Origin of the sequence: Streptomyces sp. NPDC090106 (assembly GCF_044747265.1) — a bacterium.
In the GTDB taxonomy this organism is placed as follows: domain Bacteria; phylum Actinomycetota; class Actinomycetes; order Streptomycetales; family Streptomycetaceae; genus Streptomyces.
In genome coordinates this window covers 1-1,101 of the sequence record NZ_JBIVDS010000054.1, presented here as the reverse complement: position 1 = coordinate 1,101, position 1,101 = coordinate 1, and the positions used below count along the sequence as shown (strand labels likewise).

Annotated in this window: 1 protein-coding gene; it reads right to left on the bottom strand. The window is 71.2% G+C overall.

Annotation, left to right across the window (positions count from 1 at the left end; all coding sequences use genetic code 11):
- The coding region (locus ACIPSE_RS47270; RefSeq protein ID WP_401676408.1) for a sugar ABC transporter ATP-binding protein at nucleotides 1-1,101 on the bottom strand (1,101 nt) is incomplete at its 5' end.

Below are 1,101 nucleotides of genomic sequence, written 5' to 3'. Positions count from 1 at the left end.
TCATGCGGCGGCCCTCCCGGTGGCTGCGGCCATCACGGTTTCCTCGGTGGCTTCGGAACGGGAGATCTCTGCGGTGAGCCGGCCCTCGTGCATCACGAGCACGCGGTCGGCCATGCCGAGGATCTCGGGCAGGTCGGAGGAGATCATCAGGACGGCCACCCCGTCGGCGGCGAGCTGGGACAGCAGCCGGTGGACCTCGGCCTTGGTGCCCACGTCGATGCCGCGGGTCGGCTCGTCGACGATGAGGACCTTGGGGCCGGTGGCGAGCCACTTGGCCAGCACGACCTTCTGCTGGTTGCCGCCGGAGAGGGTGGCGACGGTGTCGGCGATCCGCGCGTACTTCACCTGGAGCTTGACGGCCCAGTCCAGGGACCGGCTGCGCTCGGCACCCCGGTCCACCAGGCCCGCCTTCACCGTCGTGCGCAGACCGGTCAGACCGATGTTGCGTTCGATGGACATGTCCATCACCAGGCCCTGGGCACGCCGGTCCTCCGGGACCAGGGCCAGGCCGGAGGCCATGGCGACGGAGGGGGCGCCGTTGGTCAGCGCCTTGCCGTCGAGGACGACCTCACCGGCGTCCCAGCGGTCGATGCCGAAGACGGCGCGGGCGACCTCGGTGCGCCCGGCGCCGACGAGCCCGGCCAGGCCGACGATCTCCCCGGCCCGCACGTCGAAGGACACGTCGGTGAAGACGCCCTCGCGGGTCAGCCGCCGCACGCTGAGGGCGACCTCGCCCGCCGTCACGTCCTGCTTGGGGTAGAGCTCGTCGAGATCGCGGCCGACCATGCGGCGCACGAGATCGTCCTCGCTCATGCCCGCGACCGGTTCACTGGCGATCCAGGCACCGTCGCGCAGGGTCGTCACGCGCTGGCAGATCTGGAAGATCTCCTCCAGGCGGTGGGAGATGAACAGCACGGCGGCGCCCTGTTCACGCAGGGTGCGCACGACGCCGAAGAGCCGGGCGACCTCGCTGCCGGTGAGGGCGGCGGTCGGCTCGTCCATGATCAGGACGCGGGCGTCGAAGGAGAGCGCCTTGGCGATCTCGACGATCTGCTGGTCCGCGATGGACAGACCGCGCGCGGGCCGGTCGGGATCGAGTTC